Source organism: Micromonospora sediminimaris (assembly GCF_016863575.1).
GTDB classification, from domain to species: Bacteria; Actinomycetota; Actinomycetes; order Mycobacteriales; family Micromonosporaceae; genus Micromonospora; species Micromonospora sediminimaris.
Genome location: NZ_BOPD01000008.1, coordinates 16645 through 43482 on the forward strand (window position 1 = coordinate 16645; position 26838 = coordinate 43482).

The 26838-nt window shown below is 70.2% G+C and carries 20 protein-coding genes, 1 pseudogene and 1 riboswitch; of the genes and pseudogenes, 3 read left to right on the top strand and 18 right to left on the bottom strand.

Annotated elements, in window-relative coordinates; translation table 11 throughout:
- Positions 1–4: 4 nt before the first annotated feature.
- The 3 genes from thiS to thiE all read right to left on the bottom strand — a co-directional run bounded on the left by thiS (position 5) and on the right by thiE (position 1994).
- Positions 5–205 carry a sulfur carrier protein ThiS gene (gene thiS / locus Vse01_RS05605; protein WP_093403646.1) on the bottom strand — a complete coding sequence of 67 codons (201 nt, stop codon included), beginning with the start codon at positions 203–205 and terminating at the stop codon, positions 5–7.
- Positions 196–1374 carry a glycine oxidase ThiO gene (gene thiO, locus Vse01_RS05610; protein ID WP_093403645.1) on the bottom strand — a complete coding sequence of 393 codons (1179 nt, stop codon included), beginning with the start codon at positions 1372–1374 and terminating at the stop codon, positions 196–198. Before thiO ends, thiS begins: the two co-directional genes overlap by 10 nt.
- Positions 1371–1994, bottom strand: coding sequence for a thiamine phosphate synthase (gene thiE, locus Vse01_RS05615; protein WP_093403644.1), 624 nt, complete (start codon positions 1992–1994; stop codon positions 1371–1373). Before thiE ends, thiO begins: the two co-directional genes overlap by 4 nt.
- Positions 1989–2098, bottom strand: a riboswitch (TPP riboswitch). (Overlaps the previous gene by 6 nt.)
- Positions 2099–2494: 396 nt before the next feature.
- Between thiE and Vse01_RS05620 the strand changes: the two genes are divergently transcribed.
- Positions 2495–7126, top strand: coding sequence for a ThuA domain-containing protein (locus Vse01_RS05620; protein ID WP_373870651.1), 4632 nt, complete (start codon positions 2495–2497; stop codon positions 7124–7126).
- 289 nt (positions 7127–7415) lie between these two features.
- The gene (locus Vse01_RS05625) at positions 7416–13220 is read left to right on the top strand and encodes a ThuA domain-containing protein (RefSeq protein WP_093403642.1); all 5805 of its coding nucleotides are present in this window, start codon (positions 7416–7418) and stop codon (positions 13218–13220) included.
- A gap of 130 nt (positions 13221–13350) precedes the next feature.
- Here Vse01_RS05625 and Vse01_RS05630 read toward each other — a convergent pair whose 3' ends face one another.
- The 3 genes from Vse01_RS05630 to Vse01_RS05640 all read right to left on the bottom strand — a co-directional run bounded on the left by Vse01_RS05630 (position 13351) and on the right by Vse01_RS05640 (position 16702).
- On the bottom strand, positions 13351–14301 hold the full coding sequence (locus tag Vse01_RS05630) for an aldo/keto reductase (protein WP_093403641.1): 951 nt from the start codon (positions 14299–14301) through the stop codon (positions 13351–13353).
- Between the two features lie 68 nt (positions 14302–14369).
- Positions 14370–16049, bottom strand: coding sequence for an ABC-F family ATP-binding cassette domain-containing protein (locus Vse01_RS05635; RefSeq protein ID WP_093403639.1), 1680 nt, complete (start codon positions 16047–16049; stop codon positions 14370–14372).
- 47 nt (positions 16050–16096) lie between these two features.
- The gene (locus tag Vse01_RS05640) at positions 16097–16702 is read right to left on the bottom strand and encodes a class I SAM-dependent methyltransferase (protein ID WP_093403736.1); all 606 of its coding nucleotides are present in this window, start codon (positions 16700–16702) and stop codon (positions 16097–16099) included.
- 128 nt (positions 16703–16830) lie between these two features.
- On the opposite strand from Vse01_RS05640, the gene Vse01_RS05645 reads away from it, so the two are divergent.
- Complete coding sequence (locus tag Vse01_RS05645; protein WP_093403638.1) at positions 16831–17934, top strand: hypothetical protein; 1104 nt, start codon at positions 16831–16833, stop codon at positions 17932–17934.
- 34 nt (positions 17935–17968) lie between these two features.
- Here the strand turns inward: Vse01_RS05645 and truA are convergent, their stop codons facing one another.
- The 12 genes and pseudogenes from truA to secY all read right to left on the bottom strand — a co-directional run bounded on the left by truA (position 17969) and on the right by secY (position 26779).
- A complete protein-coding gene (gene truA / locus Vse01_RS05650) occupies positions 17969–18799 on the bottom strand; it encodes a tRNA pseudouridine(38-40) synthase TruA (protein ID WP_093403637.1) in 831 nt (276 codons plus the stop codon).
- 91 nt (positions 18800–18890) lie between these two features.
- Entirely contained in the window at positions 18891–19451 is a 561-nt protein-coding gene (rplQ, locus tag Vse01_RS05655) for a 50S ribosomal protein L17 (protein WP_093403635.1), read from the bottom strand.
- 34 nt (positions 19452–19485) lie between these two features.
- On the bottom strand, positions 19486–20508 hold the full coding sequence (locus Vse01_RS05660) for a DNA-directed RNA polymerase subunit alpha (protein WP_091079335.1): 1023 nt from the start codon (positions 20506–20508) through the stop codon (positions 19486–19488).
- Between the two features lie 95 nt (positions 20509–20603).
- Entirely contained in the window at positions 20604–21230 is a 627-nt protein-coding gene (rpsD, locus tag Vse01_RS05665; protein WP_093403633.1) for a 30S ribosomal protein S4, read from the bottom strand.
- Between the two features lie 13 nt (positions 21231–21243).
- Complete coding sequence (rpsK, locus tag Vse01_RS05670; RefSeq protein ID WP_013288613.1) at positions 21244–21651, bottom strand: 30S ribosomal protein S11; 408 nt, start codon at positions 21649–21651, stop codon at positions 21244–21246.
- 132 nt (positions 21652–21783) lie between these two features.
- Positions 21784–22164: a 30S ribosomal protein S13 gene (rpsM, locus tag Vse01_RS05675; protein ID WP_093403631.1), complete on the bottom strand. Its 381-nt coding sequence runs from the start codon at positions 22162–22164 to the stop codon at positions 21784–21786.
- Positions 22165–22378: 214 nt separating this feature from the next.
- Positions 22379–22492, bottom strand: coding sequence for a 50S ribosomal protein L36 (gene rpmJ, locus Vse01_RS05680; RefSeq protein WP_012184307.1), 114 nt, complete (start codon positions 22490–22492; stop codon positions 22379–22381).
- 91 nt (positions 22493–22583) lie between these two features.
- On the bottom strand, positions 22584–22805 hold the full coding sequence (infA, locus tag Vse01_RS05685; protein ID WP_007073013.1) for a translation initiation factor IF-1: 222 nt from the start codon (positions 22803–22805) through the stop codon (positions 22584–22586).
- Between the two features lie 474 nt (positions 22806–23279).
- Positions 23280–23769, bottom strand: a pseudogene (locus Vse01_RS05690) (DUF1707 SHOCT-like domain-containing protein); the annotation flags it as partial.
- A gap of 93 nt (positions 23770–23862) precedes the next feature.
- Positions 23863–24714, bottom strand: coding sequence for a type I methionyl aminopeptidase (gene map, locus Vse01_RS05695; protein ID WP_093403628.1), 852 nt, complete (start codon positions 24712–24714; stop codon positions 23863–23865).
- A gap of 88 nt (positions 24715–24802) precedes the next feature.
- Entirely contained in the window at positions 24803–25456 is a 654-nt protein-coding gene (locus Vse01_RS05700) for an adenylate kinase (RefSeq protein WP_093403627.1), read from the bottom strand.
- Positions 25457–26779 carry a preprotein translocase subunit SecY gene (secY, locus tag Vse01_RS05705; RefSeq protein WP_093403626.1) on the bottom strand — a complete coding sequence of 441 codons (1323 nt, stop codon included), beginning with the start codon at positions 26777–26779 and terminating at the stop codon, positions 25457–25459. It lies immediately after the preceding gene.
- Positions 26780–26838 lie beyond the last annotated feature (59 nt).

Sequence of the window (26838 nt, forward strand, 5' to 3'; positions counted from 1 at the left end):
CGACTCACCCGCCCTGGGCGGCGCTGAGCACCTCGACCCGGTCGCCGCCGCGCAGCACCGTCGCCGGCCAACCGGTACGCGGCACCACCTCACCGTTGACCGCCACCGCGACACCGCGCTGTTGGCCGGTGATGTCGCGGACCAGGTCGGCCACGGTCAGTCCGTCCGGCAGGCTGCGCCCGGCACCGTTCACCGTCAGTTCCACGAGTTCTCCTCCGTCGAGTGCGGAAAAGTGCCAGCGACCGGTGCGCCCAGGCCGCCGGGCGGGTCGGCGAACCGGTCCGGCCGGAAGGGCGCCAGCAGTGTGTCGGAGTTGCCCTCCCCGGTGACCAGATCGGTGATCAGGTCGGCGGTGACCGGGGTCAGCACAATCCCGTGCCGGTGGTGGCCGGTGGCGACCAGGACGTCCGGGTGCCCCGGCAACGGGCCCAGGATCGGCGCATTGTCCGGTGTGCCGGGGCGCAGCCCCGCCAGCGTCTCCACCAGGTCGTACTCGGCGATCTCGGGCAGCAGATCGACGGCGGCCCGCAGCAGCCGCAGCACCGCTCCGGCGGAGACGTCCAGGTCGGAGCGCTCCTCGACGGTCGCGCCGACGACCACCTCACCGCTGTCGCGCGGCACCAGGTAGACGTGCTCGCCATCGACGTACCCCCGGATCACGTGCCGAAAGCCTGGCGGCCCGCCATCCGGCGCCCGCAGCCGCAGCACCTGTCCCTTGACCGGACGGACCGGCAGGCCGGTCAGGGCCGCGCTGCCGCAGCCGGCGGCGACCACCGTCGCGCCGGCCGTGACGTCGGACAGCCGGCGCACCGGCTCGGCGACCAGCACCGCTCCCGCCCGCTCCGCCGCCAGCCGCAGCGCCGGTACCAGCCGGCGCGGGTCGACCTGATGGTCGGTGGCGGCGAGCGCGCCGCCGCGCACCCGGGGCGCCAGCGCCGGCTCGCGATCGCGCAGCGGCGACGGGCGCAGCGGCGTCACCGGCAACCCCAGCTCCTGCTGGTACGCCCAGAGCCGACGTGCCTCGGCGAGGTCGTCGACGGTCAGCCCGACCATCAGGGTGCCCTCGGTCCGGTAGCCGATGTCGGCGCCGGTCACCTCGGTCAGTTCGGCGGCGAACCCGGGCCAGCGGCCGGCCGACTCGGTAAGCAGGGCGGTCAGCTCCCGCTCGCCGAAGTACGCCTCGGCGACCGGTGCCAGCATGCCGGCAGCCACGTGCGAGGCGCCCGACCCGGGTGCCGGATCGTGCACGACCACGCGCAACCCGCGCGCCGCGCACCGCCAGGCGACCGCCCACCCGATCGGCCCGCCCCCCACGACGGCCACATCGGGCCGGCGCTGCGACACCACGTTGGTGGTGGCGGGGCGGCCGGTCATGTCAGCGCCCGAACCAGCTCGGCGGCGGCGCGGGCGGGATCGGCGGCTCCGGAGAGCGCACCGACCACCGCCACCCCGTACGCGCCGGCGGCCCGCAACTCGGGCACGTCCGCCGCCGTCACCCCACCGATGGCGATCACCGGCACCTCGACCGCCTCGACCACCGCCCGGAGACCTGCCACACCGATCGGCGGTGGCAGCCCGTCCTTGGTGGCGGTGGCGCGGCACGGCCCCACCCCCAGGTAGCTCGCCCCGGCGGTTACCGCCGCGAGCGCGGTTGCCGGTTCCCGCGCGGTGGCGCCCAGCACCGCCGCCGGTCCGAGCACCTCCCGGGCCGCCGCCACGGGCAGGTCGTCGGCACCGACGTGGCCGCCGGCGGCGCCGGTGGCCAGTGCCACGTGCAGTCGGTCGTTGACCAGGCAGGGCACTCCGTACGGCGCACCGAGGGCCAACACCTGCCGGGTCAGCTCGTACGCCTGCCGGTCGGTCGCGCTGTCCTCCACGCGGACCTGCACCACCAGCTGGGTGTGGGCCACCGGAAGCACGGCACGGAGCACGGCGAGCGGATCCCGCCCGGCTCGGGTGTCGGTGATCAGATGCAGTCGTCCCAGGGACGGCACGGCAACACTCCTCCCTGCGCCGGCATTACCCGGATCAGGTTCGACGGTCGGGGGCTCACAGCCCCCCTCTCAGCCCGGTACACCGGGCTCCCGTGGGTTCGTTGGGTGTCACCGTACGTCGTTTCGCCGGCTCCGCCAAGCCCGTCCCGCGCCGCCGGTGGCGGCGCGGGCCACCCGGTCATGCCGACTCCGCCACGGCCTGCTGAACGGACTCGCGGCAGCACGGCGGCCGGAAAAAGGCCGGATATGCAGTGACTCACACCAATAGGAATGGCCCCGTTACCAAAACGTTACAAGGCTCCACCTTGCTCGAAACTAGATTCACTAACGCAAATTGAGTGATCGGATCGGCTGAGTCGGCACCCAGACCTCGCTCGTCAGGTATGGGCGGTCGGACCGACGGGAGTGACCACCGCCGTCCACTCCGAACCGTCCCACGGACAGAGGAGATCTTCGTGCCCCGACTCAGTCGGCGCCGAGCCCCGCTCGCCGCAGTCACCATGGCGTTACTCGCCCTTGCACTCATCCTGGCCGCCGCACCGGCCCCGATCACCGGCCCCGCCGCCGCTCAGGCCGCCCGCCCCACCGTTCCGGTCGCCGCGGCGGCGGTGGAGCCGTTCTCCGTCCTGGTCTTCTCCAAGACCGCCGGATTCCGACACGACTCGATCCCGGCCGGCATCAGCGCGATCCAGCAACTCGGCACGGCGAACGGGTTCACCGTCACCACCACCGAGGACAGCGCCGCCTTCACCGACACCAACCTCGCCAGGTTCCAGGCGGTCATCTGGTTGTCGACAACCGGTGACGTGCTCAACGCCAGCCAGCAGGCGGCCTTCGAGCGCTACATCCGCGCCGGTGGCGGATACGTCGGCGTGCACGCCGCGTCGGACACCGAGTACGACTGGGCCTGGTACGGCCAACTGGTCGGTGCCTACTTCAACAACCACCCGGCCAACCAGACGGCGACGGTGAAGGTCGAGGACACCACCCACGAGTCGACCCGGCACCTGCCGGAGCGGTGGTCCCGTTACGACGAGTGGTACAACTTCCGCACCAACCCCCGCGCCCGTCAGGTGCAGGTGCTGGCCTCGCTCGACGAGCGCAGCTACAGCCCGGGCAGCGGAGCGATGGGGCACGACCACCCGATCGCCTGGTGCCAGAACTTCGACGGTGGCCGGTCCTGGTACACAGGTGGCGGGCACACCCAGGATTCCTTCGCCAACGCCGAGTTCCGGCAACACCTGCTCGGTGGTATCCAGACCGCTGCCGGGGTGGTGCACGCCGACTGCGGTGCCGGCCGGGCCGCCAGCTTCGAGAAGGTGACCCTGGACAGCAACACCAGCAACCCGATGGAGCTGGACATCGCCCCCGACGGGCGGGTCTTCTACATCGAGCGCGACGGCCGGGTGCAGATCATCAAGCCGGACACCGGCCAGACGGTCACCGCGCTGCGGCTGAGCGTCTTCGCCGGCAACGAGGACGGCCTGCTGGGCATCCGGCTCGACCCCAACTTCGCCAGCAACGGGTGGGTCTGGCTCTACTACGCCCCGAGCGCGGGTGGCTCCCGCAACCACCTGTCCCGGTTCACAGTCACCGGAGACACGATCAACCCGTCGAGCGAGCGGGTCGTCCTGGAGGTGCCCACGCAGCGCAACACCTGCTGCCACATGGGCGGGACGATGACCTTCGACTCGGCCGGCAACCTGTACCTGGCCACCGGGGACAACACCAACCCCTTCGAGTCCGGTGGCTACAGCCCGTTGGACGAGCGCTCCGGCCGGTCTGACTACGACTCGCAGCGCACCGCCGGAAACACAAACGACCTGCGCGGAAAGGTGCTCCGGATCCGGCCGCAGGCCGACGGGACGTACACCATTCCGGCCGGCAACCTGTTCGCCCCGGGCACCGCGCGGACCCGGCCGGAGATCTACGCGATGGGTCTGCGCAACCCGTTCCGGATCGGCATCGACCCGGTCACCGACGTGCTCTACGTCGCCGACTACGGCCCGGACGCCACCACCAGCAACCCGAACCGGGGCCCGGCGGGACTGGTGGAGTGGAACATCGTCGACCGGCCCGGCAACTTCGGCTGGCCGTACTGCCACGGGTCGAATCAGGCGTACAACGACTACCAGTTCCCGTCCGGCCCGAGCGGATCGAAGTTCAACTGCGCCGCGCCGGTGAACAACTCCCCGAACAACACCGGCCTGACCAACCTGCCGGCGGCCATCCCGGCCACCGTCGACTACGGCTACGGCGGTGACTCCCGGTACCCGGAGATCGGCGGCGGTGGAGCGCCCATGGCCGGACCGGTCTACCGGTACGACCCGAACATCTCGTCCCGCCGCCAGTGGCCGGCGTACTTCGACGGCAAGGCCATGTTCGGCGAGTGGAACCAGTCGCGGATGTACACCATGCAGGTCAGCCGGGACGGCAAGTCCCTTGTCGACATCAACCGGATCCTCGACCAGATGACCTTCGTCCGGCCGATGGACTTCGAGTTCGGCCCCGACGGCGCGCTGTACCTGATCGAGTGGGGCAGCGGCTTCGGCGGCAACAACGACAACTCCGGCGTCTACCGGATCGACTACACGGCCGGTGCCCGCGCCCCGATCGCGGTCGCCTCGGCGAACCCCACCTCCGGAGCGCCACCGCTCGCCGTCACCTTCTCCAGCGCCGGCTCGCGCGACCCCGACGGCGGAGCGCTCACCTACGCCTGGACGTTCGGCGACGGCGGCACCTCCACCCAGGCCAACCCGACCCACACGTACGCCCAGTCCGGGAGTTACACGGCGCAGCTGCGGGTGACCAACCCGGCGGGACGGAGCGCGGTGGCGAACGTGCCGATCACCGTCGGCAACACGGCACCGACCGTGACCATCGAGTTCCCGCCGGACGGTGGTTTCTTCGCCTGGGGTGACCAGGTCGCCTACACCGTCAAGGTCACCGACCCGGAGGACGGGACGATCGACTGCGACGAGGTCGAACTCCAGGTCCTGCTCGGCCACGACGAGCACGCCCACCCGCTGGAGCGGCACACCGGCTGCACCGGCACGGTGCAGACACAGCTCGCCGACGGCCACGGGGCGGAGGCGAACGTCTTCACCGTGCTGGAGGCGACCTACACCGACCAGGGCGGGTCCGACGGGGCCGAGCCGCAGACCGGCCGGGCGCTCGTGGTCCTTCAGCCGAAACGCAAGGAGGCCGAGTACTACTCCGCCACCGGGCGGGTGACGGGTGCCACCGGGGGCGGCACCGCCGGGGTGGAGCGGGAGACCACAGGTGACACCGCCGGCGGTGGGCAGAACATCGGATTCATCGAGGACGGCGACTGGTGGTCGGTGAGTCCGGCCAGCCTGACCGGCGTCACCTCGATCCAGTTCCGGGTCGCCTCGGCCACCTCCGGCGGCCGGATCGAGGTACGCGCCGGAGCCGCGGACGGACCACTGATCACCACCGCCAACGTGACCGGTACCGGAGCATGGCAGACGTACACCGACATCACCGCGCAGATACCCAACGGCGCCGCCGCGGAGGGCGCGTTGTACTTCGTCGCCCGGGACCCGAACGGCGGCTCCGGCACCCTGTTCAACGTCAACTGGATGGACTTCGTGGGCCCCGGGGTGAGCGGCAACGCCCCACCGACGGTCACCGCCTCGGCCACCCCGACCAGCGGGACCGGGCCACTGGCCGTGGCCTTCACCGGTACGGCGACCGATCCGGACGGGGACACCCCCCTGACGTACGCCTGGGACTTCGGCGACGGTGAGAGCGCGGACACGCTCAGCGCCACCCACACGTACACCACGCCGGGCAGCTACACCGCCACCCTGACGGTCACCGACAGCCGGGGCGCGCGGGGGCAGGCCAGCGTGCCGATCCGGGTCGACGGGGCGGGCAACCCCTGCCAGGCCGAGCCGGGGCAACTGCGGTCCGACGAGTTCACCGGCACCTCCCTTGATCGTCAGCGGTGGACCGGCGTGGTGCGCGGAACCGAGTCGTACTCCCTCGCCGACGGTTCGCTGCGGCTGCCCACCGCGGCGGGTGACCTCTACGGCACCCGCAACGACGCCACGAACCTGGTGCTCCAGCCCGCGCCCAGCGGGGCCTGGCAGGCGACCACCCGGGTCACCGTGGCGGCCCGGGCCGACTACCAGCAGGCCGGTCTGCTGATCTACGGCGACGACGACAACTACGCCAAGCTGGACCTGGTCTACGGTGGAAACCGGAAGGTCGAGTTCCTCCGGGAGACCGCCGGCACCCCGCGCAACGAGAGCGCGGACTCCACCGCGGCGCCCACCGGTGACACCATCCATCTGCGACTGACAAGTGACGGGACGAACCTGACCGCCGCCTACTCGACGGACGGGCAGACCTTCACCGCGGTCGGCCGGTCCGCCGCGCTGGCCGGGATCAGCAACCCCCGGATCGGTCTCTTCGCCCTCAACGGCGGCACCACCGCGCCGGTGGTGAACGCCCAGTTCGACTGGTTCCGGATCACCCCGGACGCCACCACGGGCGTCGTCGCACCGTCGGACGAGTTCACCGGCACCAGCCTGGAGAAGTGCCGGTGGAACGCCGTGGTGCGGGAGGACTCGACCCGGTACCGGGTGACCGACGGCTCGTTGCGCATCGACGTGCCGAACGGTGACATCTACGGCACCGGCAACACCGGGCCGACGAACTTCATCCTCCAGAACAGCCCGGCCGGGAACTGGACCATGCAGACCCGGGTCGACGGCAGTCTGCTCAACGAGCAGTACCAGCAGGCTGGTCTGCTGGTCTACGCCGACGACGACAACTACCTCAAGTTCGACTACGTGACGGACAACGCGGCCGGTCAGGCGGTCTCGCGGCGGATCGAGTTCCGCAGCGAGGTCGGCGGGGCGGTGCAGAGTACGCAGCCGCAGGCGACCGGCCTGACCCAGGGAATCTGGCACCTGCGGCTGGCGCGTAGCGGAAACACCTTCACCGCCGCGTACTCGGCCGACGGCACGAGTTGGACGACCGTGGGGACGTTGACGAGCACCGCGGTCGGGACGACCCCGAGGGTGGGCCTGTTCACTCTCGGCGCCAACCAGACCGCCTCGAAGACGGCCGCGTTCGACTACTTCCGGCTCACGCCTGGGTAGTCGGCCGATCTGACCGAACCACCACCGCCGGCCCGTACCTCTGCCCGAGGTGCGGGCCGGCGGCCGTGGTGGTTTGGCCGGGCTGTGCGGGAATGTCGCTTGCGTTTACCGAACTGTTATCAATTGAAGCCTTGCCATTAATCGTTCTAACGGAACTAATTTGTTCAGCGACTCGACAAAAATGCTGGCACGGCACCCTTCGGCAAGGTGTCCGGACCAGCTCCATCTGGGAAGGTCTTCGGCGGGCCGACCCCGTGACCCCTGTCCAGCAAGGACAAAGGAGACCGGAGTGCCCCGAACACCTCGTGCCCGCGCACCCCTGACCGCCGCCTTTCTCTCCCTCGGCCTCGCCGCGACCATGCTCCTGGCGGCCCCGGCCGCCCAGGCCGCACCGGCTCCCGTCGCCCAGGCCGCTCCGGAGGCCGCCGCCGAGACATTCTCGGTGCTGGTCTTCTCCAAGACCGCCGGCTTCCGCCACGCCTCCATCCCCACCGGCATCGCCGCCATCCAGGAACTCGGCGTCGAGCACGGTTTCACCGTCGACACCACTGAGGACGGTGGTGCGTTCACCGACGCCAACCTCGCGCAGTACCGGGCGGTCATCTGGCTCTCCACCACCGGAGACGTGCTGACCGCCGACCAGCAGGCGGCGTTCGAGCGCTACATCCAGGCCGGTGGCGGCTACGCCGGCATCCACGCCGCCGCCGACACCGAGTACAGCTGGTCCTGGTACGGCGAGCTGGTGGGGGCGTACTTCAACAGCCACCCGGCCAACCAGACGGCCACCGTCAAGGTCGAGGATCCGGCGCACCCCTCCACCGCGCACCTGCCGGAGCGCTGGTCCCGGTACGACGAGTGGTACAACTACCGCACCAACCCGCGCGGTTCGGTGCACGTGCTGGCCACCCTCGACGAGACCAGCTACAACGCCGGTTCCGGCGCGATGGGGCATGACCACCCGATCGCCTGGTGCCAGGACTACGACGGCGGCCGGGCCTGGTACACCGGCGGCGGCCACACCGACGAGTCGTACGCCGAACCGGAGTTCCGCACCCACCTGCTCGGCGGCATCCGCACCGCCGCCGGCATCCAGGGTGCCGACTGCGGGGCGTCGCTGACCGCCAGCTTCGAGAAGGTGACGCTGGACAGCAACACCAGCAACCCGATGGAGCTGGACATCGCCCCCGACGGCCGGGTGTTCTACATCGAGCGCGACGGCCGGGTGCAGATCGTCAAGCCGGACACCGGCAACACGGTCACCGCCATCGACCTCGACGTCTTCACCGGCAACGAGGACGGTCTGATCGGCATCCGGCTCGACCCGGACTTCGCCACCAACAACTGGGTCTACCTCTACTACGCGCCGAACGACGGGGTGGCGCGCAACGTGCTCTCCCGGTTCACGGTGAGCGGTGACTCGATCGACGCGGCCACCGAGGAGGTCGTGCTCCAGGTCGACACCCAACGCAACACCTGCTGCCACGCCGGCGGCACCATGACGTTCGACTCCGACGGCAACCTCTACCTGGCCACCGGGGACAACACCAACCCGTTCTCGTCCGACGCGTACACGCCGATCGACGAGCGGCCCGGACGCGCCGACTACGACGCGCAGCGCACCTCCGGCAACACCAACGACCTGCGCGGCAAGGTGATCCGGATCCACCCGGAGGACGACGGGACGTACACCATCCCGGAGGGCAACCTCTTCCCGCCGGGTACGGAGCAGACCCGGCCCGAGATCTTCGCGATGGGTTTCCGTAACCCGTTCCGGATCGGCATCGACCCGGCCACCGACACCCTCTACGTCGCCGACTACGGCCCGGACGCCTCGTCGGACAACCCCGACCGTGGTCCCGAGGGCCTGGTGGAGTGGAACATCGTCGCCGAACCGGGCAACTACGGCTGGCCGTACTGCACGGGCACCAACGAGGCGTACAACGACTACCAGTTCCCCTCCGGCCCGAGTGGACCGAAGTTCGACTGCGCCGCCGTGGTGAACAACTCACCCAACAACACCGGCCTGACCAACCTCCCGCCGGCCATCCCGGCCACCGTCGACTACGGCTACGGCGGTGACCCGCGCTACCCCGAGATCGGGGGCGGCGGCGCGCCGATGGGCGGCCCGGTCTACCGGTACGACGCCGACCTCGACTCGAACCGCAAGTGGCCGGCGTACTACGACGGCAAGGCGCTGCTCGGCGAGTGGAACCAGTCGAAGATGTACACGATGCAGGTCTCCGCGGACGGCACCGAGCTGGTCGACATCAACCAGCTGCTCACCGGGATGTCCTTCATCCGCCCGATGGACTTCGAGTTCGGTCCCGACGGTGCGATGTACCTGATCGAGTGGGGCAGCGGCTTCGGCGGCAACAACGACAACTCCGGCGTCTACCGGATCGACTACATCGCCGGTGACCGGGCGCCGATCGCGGTGGCCAACGCCGAGCCCACCTCCGGGCAGGCCCCGCTGGAGGTGACCTTCTCCAGCGCCGGCTCGCGTGACCCCGACGGGGGCACGCTCACCTACGCCTGGACGTTCGGCGACGGTGGCACCTCCATCGAGGCCAACCCCACCCACACGTACGCCGAGGCGGGCAACTACACCGCCCAGCTCACCGTCACCAACCCCAAGGGCCGTACGGCGGTGGCGAACGTGCCGATCACGGTGGGCAACACCGCGCCGACCGTGACGATCGAGTTCCCGCCGGACGGTGGCTTCTTCGACTGGGGCGACCAGGTCAAGTACACGATCACGGTGACCGACCCGGAGGACGGGGAGATCGACTGCGCCGACGTCCAGCTCCAGGTGCTGCTCGGTCACGACGAGCACGCCCACCCGCTGGAGCAGCACACCGGCTGCACCGGCACGGTGCAGACCCAGCTCGCCGCCGGCCACGGCGCCGAGGCGAACGTCTTCACCGTCTTCGAGGCGACCTACACCGACCAGGGCGGTTCCGGCGGAGCCGACCCGCTCACCGGCCGGGCGATCGAGATTCTCCAGCCCAAGCGCAAGCAGGCCGAGTACTTCACCGCGACCGGCCGGACCGAGGACGGCACCGGCGGCGGCGACGCCGGGGTGATGCGCGAGACCACCGGCGACACCGCCGGCGGCGGCCAGAACATCGGCGCCATCGAGGACGGCGACTGGTGGTCGGTCGTACCGGCCGACCTGACCGAGATCGACGAGATTCGCTTCCGGGTCGCCTCGGCGACCAGCGGCGGCGTGATCGAGGTCCGGGCTGGCGCGGTCGACGGCCCGGTGGTCGCCTCGGCGACCGTGCCGGGTACCGGCGACTGGCAGACCTACACCGATGTCACCGCACCGGTGACCGGTGCGGCGAGCGGTTCGCTGTACTTCGTGGCCCAGGACCCGGCGGGCGGCGAGGGATCGCTGTTCAACGTCAACTGGGCGGACTTCGTCGGCAAGGGCGTCACCGACAACGCACCGCCGGCGGTCACCGCCACCGCCACGCCGGCCACCGGCACCGCGCCGCTCACCATCGCGTTCGGCGGCACCGCCACCGACCCGGAGGGCGACACCCCGCTCACGTACGAGTGGGACTTCGGTGACGGCGGCACGGCGGACACGCTCCAGGCCGAGCACACGTACGCCGCACCCGGCAACTTCACCGCCACCCTGACGGTGACCGACAGCCGTGGTGCCCGGTCGTACGCGACCGTGCCGGTCCGGGTCGACTCGCCGAACACGTCGTGCCTCGGGGCACGTTCGGACAACTTCGACGGCGACACGCTCGACCGCGACCGGTGGACCAGCGTGGTGCGGGAGAACCAGCTCCTGTCCGTCTCCGACGGCGCGCTGCGGCTACCCACCGGGGCCGGTGACCTGTACGGCAGCCGTAACGACGCCACCAACCTGGTGCTCCAGCCCGCACCGTCGGGTGCCTGGCAGGCGACCACAAAGGTCACCCTGCCGGTGACGGCCAACTACCAGCAGGCCGGCCTGCTGGTCTACGGCGACGACGAGAACTACGCCAAGCTGGACCTGCTCTACAACGGCAGCCGGCGGGTGGAGTTCATCCGGGAGACCGCCGGCACCCCACGGAACGAGGGTGACGACAGCACCGACGCACCGACGGGTGACACCGTCTACCTGCGGGTGAGCAGCGACGGCACCAGCCTGACCGCCGCGCTCTCGGCCGACGGCCAGACCTTCACCCCGGTCGGTCGCTCGGCCGCGTTGGAGGGCATCGAGAACCCGCGGATCGGCCTGTTCGCGCTCAACGGGGGCACCGACGCACCCGTGGTGGAGGCCGAGTTCGACTGGTTCCAGGTGATACCGGACGAGCCGGCCGGCCCGGTCGACCCGTCCGACGAGTTCACCGGCATCTCGCTGGACAAGTGCCGGTGGAACGCGATCCTCCGGGAGGACCTGAGCGCTTACCGGGTCAGCGATGGCGCGTTGCACATCGACGTGCCCAACGGTGACATCTACGGCACCAACAACACCGGGCCGACGAACTTCATCCTCCAGAACACGCCGAGCGGCGACTGGACGATGGAGACCAAGATCGACGGCAGTCTGCTGGACGAGCAGTACCAGCAGGCCGGTCTGATCGTGTACGGCGACGACGACAACTACCTGAAGTTCGACTTCGTGGTGGACAACCAGGCCGGCCAGCCGGTGTCCCGGCGGATCGAGTTCCGCAGCGAGATCGACGGGACGATCCAGGATCCACAGCCGGGTGCGGAGAACCTGACCTCGGCCGAGTGGTATCTGCGGGTGGTCCGCAGCGGTGACACCTACACCGCGTCGTACTCTGCCGACGGCACCACCTGGACGGCCCTGACCGAACTCACCAACGCGGCCGTCGGGGCTACCCCGAAGGTGGGCGTGTTCACCCTCAGTGGCAACCAGACCGCCTCGAAGTCGGCGTCGTTCGACTACTTCCGGTTCTCCACCGAGGCCGGACCGGACGACGACACCGCCCCTGTCACCACGGCCGAGGTGTCCGGCACCCCGGTCGAGAGTTGGCTCACCGGCCCGGCGACGGTCACCCTGACCGCCGCCGACGAGGACGGCGGCAGCGGGGTGGCGCGCACCGAGTACCAGCTCGATGACGCCACCGAGTGGACCGCCTACACCGAGCCGGTGCCGGTGACCGGAGACGGCGAGCACGAGCTGCGTTTCCGCTCCGTCGACGAGGCCGGCAACGTGGAGGAGACGAAGGCGGTCACCGTCCGCATCGACGCCACCGCGCCGGTCAGCACCGCGACGTTCGCCCCGGCGAACGACGAGGGCTGGCACGACGGCACCGTCCCGGTGGTGCTCACCTCGACCGACGCCGGTTCCGGGGTGGCGCTGCTGGAGTGGTCGCTGGACGGCGGCGACTGGACGCCGTACACCGAGCCGGTCGAGATCAGTGGCGACGGGGACCACGAGCTGCTCTACCGGGCCACCGACACCGCCGGCAACGCCGAGACGTTGAAGGCGGCGGTGGTACGCATCGACGGCACCAAGCCGACCCTGTTGGTCTCCGGCATCGCCGACGGCCAGCTCTACGGTGACAGCCAGGACGTCCGGGTGTCCTGGCAGGCGGTCGACCCGACCTCGGGCATCGCGACAGTGGTCGGCCGGCTCAACGACCGGCCCTACGTCAGCGGCACGCTCCAGGCGATGTACGAGCTGCCGCTGGGCCTGCACGAGCTGACCGTCACCGCGACGGACAAGGCGGGCAACGACACCACCACCACGGTCCGCTTCTTCGTCACCACCTCGTTCCGGGACATGCAGAACCTGCTGGACCGGTTCAAGGCGACGGGCCGACTCAGCAACAAGGCGTACAACCAGTTGTCGAAGCGGCTCTCCAACGCCCGTACGGCGGAGGCGAGCGGCAACGACAAGCGGGCGATCAACCAGCTCACCGCGTTCCGGACGTTGGCCGGTGACGCCGAGTTGGTCGGCGAGGCGGAGATCCGGGACGTGCTGATCCGGGACGCCGATGCCATGATCGTCCGGCTCGGCGGCTCGGCCAGCAAGATGGGCGTACGCGCCAACGACGGCGAGTCCGTCAAGGGTGCCGGCCGCCTTGGTGGCGACCCCACCCGCCTGGCCCCCAACCGCAAGCTGTAAGCCCACGGCCCCGCCCGGCACCGTCCGGGCGGGGCCCCTTCACACAGCCCAGTTGATCATGAGGTTGGCGGCAACTCTGGAGCAACTTCGCCGCCAACCTCATGATCAACGCACGAGGGTATGGCGCGGATCAGCGGTCAAGGACCGTGCGGAGGGCCTTCAGGTCGTCCTCGGTGGGGTGCCAGGCGCCGGCCTCCGCGTTGGCGCGTACCTGCTCCGGTGTGGTGGCTCCGGCGATGACGGAGGTGACCGCCGGTTGGGCGGCCAGCCCGCCGATCGCCACGTGCAGCATCGGCACACCCCGTTCCGTGGCGTACGCCTCGATGCCCTCGATGGTGTCCCAGTCGGCGGCGGCGAGCCGCTGGGCGTACCGGCCACCGCCGGCCAGGCGGCTGCCGGCGGGTGGCGCCTCACCCCGCTTGTACTTGCCGGTGAGCAGCCCGTTGGCCAGCGGGAAGAACGGCAGCATGCCCAAGCCGAAGCGGTCGCAGGCCGGCAGTACCTCGATCTCGACGTCCCGGTTGAGCAGGCTGTAGTGGTTCTGCGCGCTGACGAACCGGGTGAGCCCCCGGGTCTTCGCCGTCCAGTCGGCGTCGGCGATCTGCCAGCCGGCGAAGTTGGAGTTGCCGACGTACCGCACCTTGCCGGCGCGGACCAGGTCATCCAGGGCGGACAGCGTCTCGTCGATCGGGGTACCCGGGTCCGGCTCGTGGAACTGGTACAGGTCGATGTAGTCGGTGTCCAGCCGCCGCAACGACGCCTCGACCGCCCGGATCACGTACCGCCGCGAGCCGCGTACCCCGAAGTCGCGTCCGTTGCTACCGGCCATCGACATGCCGAACTTGGTCGCCAGCACCACGTCGTCCCGGCGGCCCTTCAGGGCCGCGCCGAGCTGCGCCTCCGAGGCACCGTGCGGCTCGCCGTAGATGTCGGCGGTGTCGAAGAAATTGATTCCGGCGTCGAGGGCCGCGTCGACCACCGCCCGGGTGCCGTCGAGATCGAGTTTGCGGCCGAAGTTGTTGCAGCCGATCCCCACGACGGACACCACGAGCCCGGAGTCGCCCAGCCGGCGATAGGTCATCTCACTCACGAGATCACCATATGTCGCCCCGTCGGGTGGTCGCAGGGGCGACCGCGGGACCAGACCGCTCAGGCCACGTCCCAGACCGGCTCGTCGGTCTCGACCACCTCGCCGTCGCCCCGGAACAGCAGGAACCGGTCGAAGGTCCGGGTGAACCAGCGGTCGTGGGTGACCGCCACCACCGTGCCGGAGAACGCGGTGAGCCCGGCCTCCAGCGCCTCGGCCGAGGCCAGGTCGAGGTTGTCGGTGGGCTCGTCGAGCAGCAGCATGGTCGCGCCGGACAGCTCCAGCAGCAGCACCAGGAAACGGGCCTGCTGCCCGCCGGAGAGGGTGCCGAAGCGCTGGTCACCCTGCCCCGCCAGCTCGTACCGGGACAGCGCCGCCATGGCCGCGTGACGATCCATGCCGGACCGGTGCTCGTCACCCCGCCAGAGGATCTCGACGAGCGTCCGCGCCATCAACTCGGGCCGGTCGTGGGTCTGCGAGAAGTGACCGGGACGCACCCGCGCGCCGAGTCGGGCCACCCCGTCGTGCGCCACCGGGGCCAGCGCCGCCGCACCGTCGACGGGGCTGTTCGCCGGGTCCGGGTCCGTCCCGCCCCGGGCCAGCAGACGCAGGAAGTGCGACTTGCCGGTGCCGTTGGCACCGAGCACCGCGAGGCGGTCGCCGTACCACAACTCCAGGTCGAAGGGGTAGGTCAGGCCATCCAGCTCCAGCTGCTCGCAGACCAGCGCCCGCTTCCCGGTCCGTCCGCCGGCCAGCCGCATCCGGATGTCCTGCTCCTTCGGCGGTACGGGCGGCGGCCCGGCCTCCTCGAACTTGCGCAACCGGGTCTGCGCCGCCTGGTAGCGCGAGGCCATCCCGTCGTTGTACGCGGCCTTCTGCTTGTACATCAGCATCAGCTCGCGCAGCTTCTGGTGCTCCTCGTCCCACCGTTTGCGCTGCTCATCGAGACGGGCGTGGCGGGCCACCCGGGCCGCGTGCCAGCTCGCGAAGCCGCCCGGGTGCACCCAGGCGCTGCCGCCCTCCACCGCGACCACCCGGTCGGCGGTTTGCGCCAGCAACTCCCGGTCGTGCGAGACGTAGAGCACCGACTTGGCCGACTCCCGCAGCCGCGCCTCCAGCCAGCGCTTGCCGGGTACGTCGAGGAAGTTGTCCGGCTCGTCGAGCAGCAGTACCTCGTCCGGACCGCGTAGCAGTAGCTCCAGCGCGAAGCGCTTCTGCTGCCCGCCGGAGAGAGTCCGGACCGGACGCTGCCGGGCGGTCTCCCAGGGCAGGTCGAGGACGATGGTGGCGACGGTGTCGAAGAGCACCTCGGCGTCGTACCCGCCGGTCTCCCCCCAGGCGGCCAACGCGTCGGCGTACGCCAGTTGGGCCTTGCCGGCGGCGGTGCTGTACTTGCCGCGCACCTCGGCGTCACGCATGGCCGCCTCGGTCTCGGCCAGCCGGCGCCCGGCCTCGCGTAGCGTCGGCGGTGCGAGCGACAGAGCCAGGTCGGCGAGGGTCGACTCGTCACCGATCATGCCGATGAACTGGCGCATGACACCCAGCCCACCGGTGCGCGCGATCGCACCGGTGCGCACCGGCAGGTCACCGGCGACCATCCGCAGCAACGTCGTCTTGCCCGCGCCGTTCGGCCCGACCAGCGCCACCTTGGCACCCTCGCCGACCCGGAACGACACGTCGGCGAAGAGTTCCCGCCCGTCGGGCAGGACATGCCCGACCGCCGCCACGTCCACGTATCCCACGCGGGCATCCTGCCCGAGCCGGCCCGGCAGGCCAACCGATTACCCGGTCAGCGGGTGACACGCAGCACCCGGAACCCCTTCTGACTGGCGTGCCGATCCACCTGCCAGCCCTGCTCGCCCAGCCAGCGCTGCAACGAGTCACCGCCGAGGTGGCGGGCCACCACGAGCCAGGCCACCCCGTCCGGGGCGAGCCGGGGCAGCCAACGCAGCAGCAGCTCGTGCAGTTCCTCCTTGCCGACCCGGATCGGCGGGTTGGACCAGATCTGGGCGAAGCGCAGGTCGGCGGGTACCTCCTCGGGAGCCATCACCCGCACCCGCTCGGACAGGCCGAGCCGGGCGCTGTTCTCAGCCGTCAGATGCCGGGCCCGCTCGTTCACGTCGACCGCCCAGGTCGTCGCCGTCGGCGCGACGGTGGCGAGCACGCAGGTGATCGGACCGAACCCGCAGCCGAGGTCGAGCAGGGCGCCGGCGGTCGCGGTGCCGGGCAGTTCGGCCTTGCGTAGCAACACCGCCGTGCCCGGGTCGAGGCGGCTGGCCGAGAAGACTCCGGACGCCGAGGCCAGGGTGTAGTCGCGGCCGGCGACGGTGAACTGCACCTCGCGCGCCTGGGCGGGCGCGGTCGGCTCGGCGGTGAAGTAGTGGTCCCCGGTCACGCGGGCCATTCTCGCACCGAGTGCGGATCGGGCCGACGGTACGGCGGTCGCACCGGCTCCGACACGTTCATCCAGCGCATTTCCGCAAAATACCTACTAAAGGGATAAACATCCCTACTCTGGACGGCATGGTGTATCGGTACGACTCCGATGAGGACGCATACGTCCCTTACCGGGACGACGAGACCGAGGGCAGTTCGCCCCGGCCCGGCCCGCCGCCTGCGGCCGGGCCGTCCCCGTCGCGCTTCCCCACCCCGTCGCTGGCCCGCCCGAACCAGATCATGCTGCCATCATCGACGCCGCCACGGAGGGCGTTCCCCACCACGCAGCAGGAACCGGCACCACGGTACGACCCGGCGCCGCCCGCGCCCGGCGAACCGACGTCGGTCGGCGTGGCGGCGGCACCGCCGGAGCCGGGCACGGCGACCGTCGCGCCGCCGCCCCGCCGAGGTGGCGGTCGCGCGTGGCAGGTGCTGGTGGGCGGTGCCGCGGCGCTGGTGCTGCTCGCCCTCTGCGGTCTCACCGCCGCTACCCTGATGGACGGTCGAACCCTGATCGGTCAGCAGGCCGGGCCCAGCGCCGCACCGGACACCACCCGTGACACGGTGCCCGCCGAGGCCAGCGACCTCGACTCCCGGGACACCGACCAGGCGCCGCTCACCGCCCGCGAGGTGTTCCCCGCCAGCACTCTCGCCGTTGGCGACGGTGAGAACGGCTACGAGGTGCTCCGCACCCAGTCCAGCGCCAGTTGTGCGGTAGCCGCCACCGGGGAGGTCTCGGACCTGCTGGTACGGCTCGGCTGCAACCAGGTCGTCCGGGCCACCCTCCGCGCACCGGACGGCGACCACCTGGTCACCACGGGACTGTTCAATCTCACTGACCGGTCCAGCGCCGAACGGGCCCGCGATCGGATCCGCCAGCTGCTCGACGAGCGGCAGGGCCGCTTCCGCGGCATGTCGGCGGGGGATGACACGGAGGTGATCGCCACCGCACCGGCGCGGGTCGGCTGGCAGGTACGCGGTCACTACATCGCCTACGCGGTGGTCGCCCGTACCGACGGTGCCACCATCCGCTCCGGCGACACAGTTGTCCGCGAGATCCTCTTCGACATGCTCGAACAGCACCTCAACCAGGGGGTGCTGGAGCGGCGAGCCGAGGGTGGGACGGCCAGCCAGCCGACCGAGGGCCCCACCGACGACACCGGCAGCCAGGACGAGTCCACCGAGGACTGACCGGCCGGCCACGCCGAGCAGCAGGGCCGGCCGCTCAACCGTCGGCGGAAACCCGTAGCCGTCGGGTCGCCTCGGCCCGGCGCGCGTACTCGGCGGGATCGTCCGGGTAGCCGACCTCCACCAGGGTCAGCCCATGCGCCGGTGCCACGGTCACCTCGCTGGCCCGCTCCCGACGGGCCAGCAGGTCCGCCGGCCACGGCACCGGTCGGCGACCGTCCCCGGCGACCAGCATGGCGCCAACCAGGCTGCGGACCATCGCCTGGCAGAACGCGTCGGCCTGCACGGTGGCGACCAGGATCCCGTCGGCGTCCCGCCGCCAGTCCAGCCTGGTCACCTCCCGCAGGGTGGTGGCGTTCTCCTTGCGCCGGCAGTACGCGGCGAAGTCGTGCTCCCCCACCAGCCCGGCCGCCGCAGCGGTGAGCCGGTCGAGGTCGAGTGCCCGGGGCCAGGCCAGGATCTCGTGCCGGCGCAGCGGGTCGCACCCCCACGGCGCGTCGGTCACCCGGTACTCGTAGCGGCGGAAGGTCGCCGAGAAGCGGGCGTCGAAGGTCGCCGGCACCGCCCGCATCGCCCGCACCCGCACATCGGTCGGGAGCAGCCGGGCCAGCCGGCGCAGCAGCCGCCCCTCGTGCGCCCGCCAGACGTGGACTGGCAGATCCAGGTGGCAGACCTGCCCGCTGGCATGCACCCCCGCGTCGGTGCGGCCGGCGACGGTCAGTCCCGTCGCGACACCGGTGCCGAGCACCAGGTCCAGCGTCTCGACAAGCACTCCGGCGACCGTGCGCCGCTGCGGCTGGGCGGCCCAGCCGGAGAAGGCCGTGCCGTCGTACGCGACGTCCAGCCGCAGCCGGGTGCGCTCGTCCACGTGGTACCTCCTCGACGAGTCAGGCCCGGCACCCCCGTGGTGGGGATGCCGGGCCCGACAACGGCCTCAGGGCCTGTCTCACCGGCCTTGGTCAGGCCTTGCCTTCCTCGGTGGCCAGGTCGCTGTCCTCGCGGGCAGCGGCGGTGTCACCGGAGGCCGACTGCGGCGGCTCGGCGTCCTGGTCGGCCGGCCCCGACGCGGGGGCCTCGTCGGCCGGTGCCAGCGCCTCGACCTTGTCCTGCTGGGCAGCCTTGCGCCCGGCGGTCTTCCGGTTCGCCTTCGGCTCGGCGACCTGAAGCTCCTCGACCAGCTCGATGATCGCCATCGGAGCGGCGTCGCCCTTGCGCGGACCGGTCTTCACGATCCGGGTGTAGCCGCCGCTGCGGTTGGCGTACCGCGGCGCGATCTGGTCGAACAGGGCGTAGACCACGTCCTTGTCCTTGACCACGGTCAGCACCCGCCGGCGCGACGCGAGGTCGCCCCGCTTGGCCTTGGTGATCAGCTGCTCGGCGAGCGGACGCAGCCGCCGGGCCTTGGTCTCGGTGGTCTGGATCTTGCCGTGCTGGAACAGCGCGGTGGCCAGGTTGGCCAGCATCAGCCGCTCGTGCGCGGGGCTGCCGCCGAGGCGGGGGCCCTTGGTGGGCGTGGGCATGCTTGGTGCTCCTCAGGTGTGGCGGCAGCGCGGACTAGAGCTGCTCGGTCTCGCGGTAGTCGTCGGTGTCGTAGTCGGCCTCGCCGAAGGTGTCCACGACGTGCGCCGGGTCGAAGTTCGGAGCCGAGTCCTTCAGCCCGAGACCCATCCCGGCGAGCTTCATCTTGACCTCGTCGATCGACTTCTGACCGAAGTTCCTTATATCGAGAAGGTCGGCCTCGGTACGCCCGATGAGCTCACCAACGGAGTTGATGCCCTCGCGCTTGAGGCAGTTGTAGGAGCGGACGGTCAGGTCCAGCTCCTCGATCGGCAGGGCCAGGTCCGCCGCCAGCTGCGCGTCCTGCGGGGACGGGCCGATGTCGATGCCCTCGGCGGTCTCATCCAGCTCACGAGCCAGCCCGAACAGCTCCACAAGCGTCGAACCGGCCGAGGCCAGTGCGGTGCGGGGCCCCATCGACGGCTTGGTCTCGACATCGATGATCAGCCGGTCGAAGTCCGTCCGCTGCTCGACGCGGGTCGCCTCGACGCGGTAGGTCACCTTGAGCACCGGGGAGTAGATCGAGTCGACCGGGATCCGGCCGATCTCCGCACCCGCCTGCTTGTTCTGCGCCGCCGTGACGTAACCACGACCCCGCTCGACGGTCAGCTCCATGTCGAGCCGGCCCTTGCCGTTGAGGGTGGCCAGCTTCAGGTCCGGGTTGTGCACCGAGACACCGGCCGGAGGCTGGATGTCGCCGGCGGTCACGTCGCCCGGGCCCTGCTTACGCAGGTACATGCTGACCGGCTCGTCGTGCTCGGAGCTGACGCAGAGCTCCTTGATGTTCATGACGAGCTCGACCACGTCCTCCTTGACCCCGGGGATCGTGGTGAACTCGTGCAGCACACCGTCGATCTTGATCGAGGTGACGGCCGCACCCGGGATGGACGACAGCAGCGTACGCCGCAGCGAGTTGCCCAGGGTGTAGCCGAAGCCCGGCTCCAGCGGCTCGATGGTGAACCGGGACCGGGTCTCGTTGATCGACTCCTCGGAGAGGGTCGGTCGCTGGCTGATGAGCATGTCTTCTCTTCTCTTCCGGGGCGCCCGCCATATGACGCCCACGACACAAACTGTTCCGGTGGCCCGCCCTGCCGGGCGGGCCACCGCAACGAGCCCTACTTGGAGTAGAGCTCGACGATCAGCTGCTCCTGGACCTGGGTGTCGATCACCTGTCGGGCCGGGAGCGAGTGCACCAGAACCTTCATCTGGCTGGGGATCGCCTCCAGCCACGCCGGAACGGTCTTGGAGCCGGCCTCGGCCTGGGCCACGATGAACGGGGTGAGCTCCTTGCTCTTGCCCCGGACCTCGATGATGTCGTGCTCCTTGACGCGGTACGACGGGATGTCGACCTTCTTGCCGTTCACCGTGAAGTGACCGTGCTTGACCAGCTGACGGGCCATGTCCCGGGACTTGGCGTAGCCGGCCCGGTAGACCACGTTGTCCAGCCGCGACTCGAGGATCTGTAGCAGCACCTCGCCCGTCTTGGCCTTCTTGCTCACGGCTTCCTCGTAGTAGCCGCGGAACTGCTTCTCCAGCACGCCGTAGACACGGCGGGCCTTCTGCTTCTCACGGAGCTGGAGCAGGTACTCCGTCTCCTTCGTGCGGCCGCGGCCGTGCTGCCCGGGCGGGAACGGCCGGGACTCGAACGGGCACTTCGGACCATCGCACTTGCTGCCCTTGAGGAACAGCTTCATCTTCTCCCGCCGGCAACGGCGGCAGTCGGCACCGGTGTAACGAGCCATCTCTCTCTACCTCTCAGACCCGACGACGCTTCGGCGGACGACACCCGTTGTGCGGCTGCGGGGTGACGTCGGAGATCTGCCCGACCTCAAGGCCCACGGCCTGCAGCGAACGGATGGCGGTCTCCCGGCCGGAGCCGGGGCCCTTGACGAACACGTCGACCTTGCGCATGCCGTGCTCCATGGCCCGACGCGCGGCGGCCTCGGCGGCCAGCTGCGCGGCGAACGGGGTCGACTTGCGGGAGCCCTTGAAGCCCACCTGGCCGGACGAGGCCCAGGAGATGACGGCACCAGTCGGATCGGTGATCGAGACGATGGTGTTGTTGAAGGTGCTCTTGATGTGCGCCTGCCCGTGGGCGACGTTCTTACGTTCCTTGCGCCGGACCTTCTTGACAGCGGCTCCGGCACGAGCCTTCGGTGGCATAAGTCTGTGCGCTCCTGAATAAGGTTCTCGATCGGTTCTGGCTGTTGGCCCCGTTGATCAGGTAGACACCGGTTCCAGTTGGAGCCCGCCCTACCTCGACGGAGAACGACCAGCGTTCCGGTTTAAGAACTATTACTTCTTGCCGGGCTTCTTCTTGCCGGCGACGGTCCGCTTCGGGCCCTTGCGGGTCCGGGCGTTGGTCTTGGTCCGCTGGCCACGCACGGGCAGGCCCCGGCGGTGCCGGATGCCGGCGTAGCAGCCGATCTCAACCTTGCGGCGGATGTCAGCGGCGACCTCGCGGCGCAGGTCGCCTTCAACCTTGTAGTTGGCCTCGATGTGGTTCCGGAGCTGGACCAGCTCCTCGTCCGTGAGGTCCCGAACGCGCTTGTCCGGCGAGATGCCGGTGGCGCTGAGCGTCTCCAGGGCGCGGGTGCGGCCCACGCCGAAGATGTAGGTGAGCGCGATCTCCATCCGCTTCTCGCGGGGAAGGTCGACGCCGACTAGACGTGCCATGTGCGGGCGTACTCCTCGTGGTGTGCTGGCGAAGGTGTGGACCCGTCCCACCCCGCTACCGGCCGTCCCTGTCCTTCCGACGCCGATGGCGCCGGCGACCGGGATCGGTCGCTGCCCGAGCGGGCCCCGGCCTTCGACCGGGGGTCAACCACGATGGAGTACGCGCTGCGCACCGCTCGCGGCTGGGACGAGCATGTGTGATGTGTGGGCTCGTTCAGCCCTGGCGCTGCTTGTGGCGCGGGTCGGTGCAGATGACCATGACCCGGCCGTGCCGGCGGATAACCCGGCACTTGTTGCAGATCCTCTTGACGCTCGGCTTGACCTTCACGGTTGCCTTACTTCCCATCTGGCCCGGCATCACGAGGCGCGACACCGGACGTCGAAGACGGACACGGGACGTTTCCCGGCCGCCGTCAGGCTTACTTGTAGCGGTAGACGATGCGCCCGCGGGTCAGGTCGTACGGCGAAAGTTCGACGACGACCCGATCCTCCGGCAGGATGCGGATGTAGTGCTGCCGCATCTTGCCGCTGATGTGAGCCAGCACCTTGTGGCCGTTGGCGAGCTCCACCCGGAACATAGCGTTCGGCAGGGGCTCGATGACCCGACCTTCGATCTCGATGGCTCCGTCTTTTTTCGGCATGTCCTCCGCTGTCCTGACGTCGGTTGCTCCGGACGGCCCACAACGTCTTACACGGGTGCTTGACCAAGATCAGGCTTCCCGCGCCAGCCGCGGCTCCGCGTCCCACCGAAGCGCTGGTGGGCATGACGGAGTGGACGCTGCGCGCCGATCAGAAAGTGTACGCCCGCCTGCACGCGGTCGCCAAACCGACCTGCCACCTAGGCTCAACCAGGTCCAGGAAACGGGACGTTCAGCCCACATCACCCCGGTCAGGTCCCCGCGTCGGCTCACTCACCGGTGCCCCGGCGGTGCCGTGGGTGCCGCCGTCGCGGGTCGGCCGCCCACCTTCGGTGCGGCCGCTCTCGGCCGCTGGTGCGGCTTCGGTGACGCCGTTCGCCTGCTGCACCGCCTGCTCGGCCGCCGCGCCGGCTCCAGGGGCGCCAGCGATGCCGGGCTGCTGCTGGCCCACGGCCTTACGCTCACGCTTGAGCGCCCGCTTCTCCGCCTTCCGCTGCCGGCGGCGCTCCCGCTCGGCTGCCCAACGCGCCGGCTCACCACTGGTCAGCCCGGTGACGGTACGCACCAGCACCACCGCACCCCACGGACCCGCGACCCAGCCCGGCCAGAAGTAGAGCACCTCACCGGCCGCCAGCGAGCTGACGGCCCAGACCGTCACCACGATCCCGACCACCTTCAGCCAGGGTTCCCATACCTCGACCAGCCAGCGCGCGGTGGGCCCGCGTCCGGCCTCGGCCGGCACCGGGACGTTCGGCTGCCGAGGCGTCGGCAGCACCGCGCCGCCGGGCACCGGCAGGTCACTGACGAGGGCGTCGAGTTCGGCGTAGGTGCGGGCGGCATAGGCCCGCTGCAACCGCTCGTCGTACTCGTGCAGGTCGAGTCGCCCCTCGTCGAGCGCCACCCGGAGTCGTTCGGCGACCGCCTGACGGTCGGCGTCCGCTGCTCGCATAGCGTCCCGCTCGTCCATGCCGGCAAGCATGCCACCGCAGTGCCAGCACCGCCCTGGCACCCGCTCCAGCGCGGTCCCCGGCAATGTCGGGGCCCGCTGTGGCCGCCCGCGTTAGCCGGCCGGCGTGGCGCTCGGCTGGCGGGCGGTGACCAGGTCGCCCAGGCGGGCCCGGCCGCCGTCCTGCGCGGTAAGCACCCACACCCCGTCGGGCAGCAGGGCCATGGTGTGCTCGACATGCGCGGCACGCGATCCGTCGCGGGTGACGACGGTCCAGCCGTCGGCGAGTTCCGCCGTACGCGGGGACCCCATGGTGATCATCGGCTCGATGGCCAGCGCCAGCCCCGGCACCAACCGGGGCCCCTTGCCCGGCCGCCCGTGGTTGAGCACGTGCGGGTCCTGATGCATCTCCGTACCGATGCCGTGACCGCCGTAGCCGTCGACGATGCCGTAGCGCCCCGCCTTACGGATCGCACGTTCCACCGCATGCGAGATGTCGGTCAGCCGACCCTTGCCCCCAGCGGCACCGCGAGCGGCCGCAGCGATCCCGGCCCACATCGCGTCCTCGGCGACCTCGGCCATCCGCAGCAGCGCCGGATCGACCTCGCCCACGCCGACCGTGATCGCCGCGTCGCCGTGCCACCCGTCGAGCACCGCGCCGCAGTCGATCGAGATCAGGTCACCGTCGGCGAGGACCTGCTTCGGCGACGGGATGGCGTGCACGATCTGCTCGTTGACCGAGGAGCAGATCGACGCCGGGAACCCGTGGTAGCCCTGGAAGGACGGGACCGCGCCCGCGGCACGAATCGTCGTCTCGGCGATCGCATCCAGGTCGGCGGTGCTCACGCCCGGGGCCACCGCCTCCCGCATCCGGCGAAGCGCCTCCGCGACCACGAGGCCGGCGGCCCGCATCTTCTCGATCTGCTCAGGAGTCTTCAGCTGGATGTCCAGCTGGGGACGACGCATGGAGGCGCTACCTTTCGTTGCCGAAACAGCGAGGTACGACCGGCGTACCCCGCTGTTAGCACTCTATCCGGCTGGCAGCCGGGCGACCTCAGCCCCCGTACGAGCGAAGGGCGTCGATGGCGCGGACCGTGACGTCCTCCACCGGGCCGGTGGCGTCGATGCCGACCAGCTTGCCCTGCGCGCCGTAGTAGTCCACCAGCGGCGCGGTCTTCTCGGCGTACTCCCGCAGTCGGGCGGCGATCGTCTCCGGCTTGTCGTCGTCCCGCTGGAACAGCTCCGCGCCGCACCGGTCGCAGATGCTTTCCCGGCTGGTCGGATCGAACTCGACATGCCAGATCTTGCCGCAGCCCCGGCAGGTACGCCGGCCGGAGAGCCGGCGGATCACCTCGTCGTCGTCGACGACCAGTTCGAGCACGATGTCCAGCGCGGTTCCGAGATCGGCGAGGAGCTTGTCCAGCGCGGCGGCCTGCGGGGTGGTACGCGGGAAACCGTCGAGCAGGAAGCCCTCGGCGGCGTCCGGCTCAGCGAGCCGGTCCCGCACCATGTTGATGGTGACCTCGTCCGGGACCAGCTTGCCGGCGTCCATGTATCGCTTGGCCTCGACGCCGAGCGGGGTGCCCTGGGACACGTTGGCCCGGAAGATGTCGCCGGTCGAGATCTTCGGCACGGACAGGTGCGCGGCGATGAACTCCGCCTGTGTGCCCTTGCCCGCACCCGGCGGGCCAACCAGAACCAGTCTCATCTACCGCAGGAACCCTTCGTAGTTCCGCTGCATCAGTTGGCTCTCGATCTGCTTGCTCGTCTCCAGAGCCACGCCGACCATGATCAGCACTGCGGTACCACCGAACGGGAAGTTGAGGTACTGCTGCCGGTCCAGCCAGATGAAGAAGAAGTTCGGCAGGATCGAGATGATCGCGAGGTACAGCGCACCCGGCAGGGTGATGCGACTGAGGATGAAGTCCAGGTAGTCGGCGGTCGGCTTACCGGGGCGGATGCCCGGCACGAAGCCGCCGTACTTCTTCATGTTGTCCGCGACCTCGGTCGGGTTGAACGTGATCGAGACGTAGAAGTACGTGAAGAAGATGATCAGCAGGAAGTAGACCGCGATGTAGATCGGGCTGGTCGGGTCGACCAGGTTGTTCTGGATCCACGCCTGGGTCTTGCCCGGGTCGTTCTGGTCGAAGAACTGCAAGGCCAGCTGCGGCAGGTAGAGCAGCGACGAGCCGAAGATGACCGGGATCACACCCGCCTGGTTGACCTTGAGCGGGATGTAGGTCGAGGTGCCGCCGTACATCCGCCGGCCGATCATGCGCTTGGCGTACTGCACCGGGATGCGGCGCTGCGCCTGCTCGATGAAGGTCACCGCGGTGATGACCACCAGCACCAGGGCGATGACGAGCATGAACTTCCACCAGCCCTGGCTCTCCTTGATCCGCCAGCCCTCGCTGGGGAGCCGGGCCGCGATCGAGGTGAAGATCAGGACGGACATGCCGTTGCCGACGCCGCGGTCGGTGATCAGCTCACCGAGCCACATGACCATGCCGGTGCCGGCGGTCATCGTCATCACCAGGATGGACAGGGTCAGCCAGTCCGGAATGCCGGTGCCGGTCGGGATGATCTCCTCGTTGCACTGGTTGTTGAACAGCTGCCCGGAGCGGGCCAGCGCCACGAACGCCGAGGCCTGCAGGACACCCAGCCCCAGCGTCAGATAGCGGGTGTACTGGGTGATCTTCGCCTGGCCGGCCTGGCCCTCCTTGCGGAGCTGCTCGAGCCGGGGAATGACCACCGTCAGCAGCTGCAGGATGATCGACGCGGTGATGTAGGGCATGATGCCCAGCGCAAAGATCGACAGCTGCAGCAGCGCGCCGCCGGAGAAGAGATCGAGCAGGTTCAGTACGCCTGTGGAGCCTTCAAGGGTCTCCAGGCACTTCTGCACGTTGCCGTACGAGACGCCCGGGCTGGGCACCGTGGCGCCGAGCCGGTAGATCGCGATGATGCCGACTGTGAACAGCAGCTTCTTGCGCAGGTCAGGCGTACGGAACGCACTGAGAAAGGCGGACAGCAACTTCTTCCTCCTGCGCGAGGCGGGCCGCCGGTCGTCCCTGGCGGATCGGGGTGGGTTCC

Bases quoted from the DNA above. Each gene is read 5' to 3' on its own strand.
- Vse01_RS05645 (WP_093403638.1), top strand. From the start codon at position 16,831: ATGGTGTATCGGTACGACTCCGATGAGGACGCATACGTCCCTTACCGG.
- thiO (WP_093403645.1), bottom strand. From the start codon at position 1,374: ATGACCGGCCGCCCCGCCACCACCAACGTGGTGTCGCAGCGCCGGCCC.
- Vse01_RS05630 (WP_093403641.1), bottom strand. From the start codon at position 14,301: ATGACCTATCGCCGGCTGGGCGACTCCGGGCTCGTGGTGTCCGTCGTG.
- Vse01_RS05660 (WP_091079335.1), bottom strand. From the start codon at position 20,508: ATGCTCATCAGCCAGCGACCGACCCTCTCCGAGGAGTCGATCAACGAG.
- rpsM (WP_093403631.1), bottom strand. From the start codon at position 22,164: ATGGCACGTCTAGTCGGCGTCGACCTTCCCCGCGAGAAGCGGATGGAG.
- Vse01_RS05620 (WP_373870651.1), top strand. From the start codon at position 2,495: ATGGCGTTACTCGCCCTTGCACTCATCCTGGCCGCCGCACCGGCCCCG.
- rpsK (WP_013288613.1), bottom strand. From the start codon at position 21,651: ATGCCACCGAAGGCTCGTGCCGGAGCCGCTGTCAAGAAGGTCCGGCGC.
- Vse01_RS05700 (WP_093403627.1), bottom strand. From the start codon at position 25,456: ATGAGACTGGTTCTGGTTGGCCCGCCGGGTGCGGGCAAGGGCACACAG.
- rpsD (WP_093403633.1), bottom strand. From the start codon at position 21,230: ATGGCTCGTTACACCGGTGCCGACTGCCGCCGTTGCCGGCGGGAGAAG.
- infA (WP_007073013.1), bottom strand. From the start codon at position 22,805: ATGCCGAAAAAAGACGGAGCCATCGAGATCGAAGGTCGGGTCATCGAG.
- rplQ (WP_093403635.1), bottom strand. From the start codon at position 19,451: ATGCCCACGCCCACCAAGGGCCCCCGCCTCGGCGGCAGCCCCGCGCAC.
- map (WP_093403628.1), bottom strand. From the start codon at position 24,714: ATGCGTCGTCCCCAGCTGGACATCCAGCTGAAGACTCCTGAGCAGATC.